This is a genomic window from Vibrio sp. 10N.261.51.A4, from assembly GCF_041471945.1.
GTDB classification, from domain to species: Bacteria; Pseudomonadota; Gammaproteobacteria; order Enterobacterales; family Vibrionaceae; genus Vibrio; species Vibrio crassostreae_C.
The window spans coordinates 1,300-4,011 of record NZ_JBFRPJ010000027.1 but is presented as its reverse complement, the minus strand read 5'-3'; the positions used below and the strand labels follow the sequence as shown (position 1 = coordinate 4,011).

The 2,712-nt window shown below is 48.5% G+C and carries 1 protein-coding gene; it reads right to left on the bottom strand.

Going from position 1 to position 2,712, the window contains the following annotated elements:
• Positions 1-2,712: cadherin-like domain-containing protein (locus tag AB4384_RS07370; RefSeq protein ID WP_372129214.1), on the bottom strand; the 2,712-nt coding region annotated here is incomplete at both ends.

Below are 2,712 nucleotides of genomic sequence, written 5' to 3'. Positions count from 1 at the left end.
ATCACCGTCAACCGTTAGGCTGCTGGCCGTCAAGTCATCGCCTTCTACGTCAGAAGCTTGCGATAGAAGCTGCTCTTGGCTTAGACGAATCGAACCGTCTTCGTCGATTGAGTACGCTAGGTCGCCAGACACTGGCGCATCATCTACGGCAGTTACGCTTACGTCGATGTTTGCTGACACCGTATCGGTGCCGTCAGACACATCAAAACCGAAGTTTACGTCGCCATTGAAGTTTTCATTCGGCGCAAAGGTGTAAGTCCCGTTGCCGTTGTCGGTCAAGATACCGTCGCCGCCATCGTAGGTCACACCTTCAATCGTTAGGTTGTCGCCTTCAATGTCAGTAGCGCCTGTTAATAGGTCTGCATCGGTGAAGATAAGCGTTCCATCTTCTTCAACACTGAACTGTTGATCTTGAGGTACTGGCAAATCATTTACTGGGTTAACGGTTAGGTCTGCAGAAGCTTGAACCGTATTGGTGCCATCAGAGATATCGAAGCTGATATCGATGTCACCATTGAAGTTCTCATCTGGCGTGATGGTGAAGCTGCCGTCATCATTAGCTACAACCGTCGCATCTCCACCAACCGTTAGGCCGCTAGCAGTAAGGTCATCGCCCTCTACGTCAGATGCTTGTGATAGCAATTGCTCTTGGCTTAAACGGATAGAACCGTCTTCATCGATTGAGTACGCTAGGTCACCCGATACAGGCGCATCATCAACGGCAGTTACGCTTACGTCGATGTTGGCAGAGACCGTATCGGTGCCGTCTGATACATCAAAACCGAAGTTTACGTCGCCATTGAAGTTTTCATTCGGTGCGAAGGTGTATGTGCCATTACCGTTGTCGGTAAGGATACCGTCGCCACCATCGTAGGTCACACCTTCAACCGTTAGGTTGTCACCTTCAATGTCTGTCGCGCCTGTAAGCAGATCCGCGTCTGTGAACAGTAAAGTACCGTCTTCTTCAACACTGAATTGCTGATCTTGAGGAACTGGCAGGTCATTGATTGGGTTAACGGTTAAATCGGCAGAAGCTTGAACGGTATTGGTACCATCTGAGATATCGAAGCTGATATCAATGTCGCCATTGAAGTTCTCATCTGGCGTGATGGTGAAACTGCCATCATCGTTAGCTACAACCGTCGCATCACCACCAACCGTTAGGCCGCTAGCAGTAAGGTCATCGCCTTCAACATCAGATGCTTGTGATAACAGTTGCTCTTGGCTTAGACGGATAGAACCATCTTCATCGATTGAGTACGCTAAATCGCCTGACACAGGTGCATCATCAACGGCAGTTACACTTACATCGATGTTTGCAGAGACCGTATCGGTGCCGTCTGATACATCAAAGCCAAAGTTTACGTCGCCATTGAAGTTCTCATTCGGAGCAAAGGTGTACGTACCATTACCGTTATCAGTAAGAATACCGTCGCCACCATCGTAGGTCACACCTTCAACTGTAAGGTTGTCACCTTCGATGTCTGTAGCACCTGTTAACAGGTCTGCATCGGTGAAGATGAGCGTGCCATCTTCTTCAACGCTGAACTGTTGATCTTGAGGGACTGGCAGGTCGTTAACTGGGTTAACCGTTAGGTCAGCTGATGCTTGAACCGTATTGGTGCCATCAGAGATATCGAAACTGATATCGATGTCACCATTGAAGTTCTCATCTGGCGTAATCGTGAAACTGCCATCATCGTTTTGAGTAACGGTTGCATCACCGCCAACCGTTAGGCCGCTAGCAGTAAGGTCATCACCTTCCACATCTGATGCTTGTGATAACAGCTGCTCTTGGCTTAAACGGATAGAACCGTCTTCATCGATTGAGTACGCTAGGTCGCCTGACACAGGTGCATCATCAACTGCCGTAACGCTCACATCGATGTTTGCAGAGACTGTATCGGTACCATCTGATACATCAAAGCCAAAGTTTACGTCGCCATTGAAGTTCTCATTCGGAGCAAAGGTGTACGTACCATTACCGTTGTCGGTAAGAATACCGTCACCGCCATCGTAGGTCACACCTTCAACCGTTAGGTTGTCACCTTCAATGTCCGTTGCGCCTGTTAATAGGTCTGCATCAGTGAAGATGAGTGTGCCGTCTTCTTCAACGCTGAACTGTTGATCTTGAGGTACTGGCAGGTCATTAACTGGGTTAACGGTTAGGTCAGCTGATGCTTGAACCGTATTAGTACCATCTGAGATATCGAAGCTGATATCGATGTCGCCATTGAAGTTCTCATCTGGCGTAATCGTGAAGCTGCCGTCATCATTAGCTACAACCGTTGCATCTCCACCAACCGTAAGGTCGCTAGCTGTCAGGTCATCGCCTTCAACATCTGACGCTTGCGATAGCAATTGCTCTTGGCTTAAACGGATAGAACCGTCTTCATCGATTGAGTACGCTAAGTCACCAGACACTGGCGCATCATCAACCGCTGTAACACTCACATCGATGTTGGCAGAGACCGTATCGGTGCCATCTGACACATCGAAGCCGAAGTTTACGTCACCATTGAAGTTTTCATTCGGTGCGAAGGTGTATGTGCCATTACCGTTGTCGGTAAGAATACCGTCGCCACCGTCGTAGGTCACACTTTCAATAGTAAGGTTGTCACCTTCAATGTCCGTTGCGCCTGTTAATAGGTCTGCATCAGTGAAGATTAACGTGCCGTCTTCTTCAACACTGAATTGTTGGTCTTGTGGAAC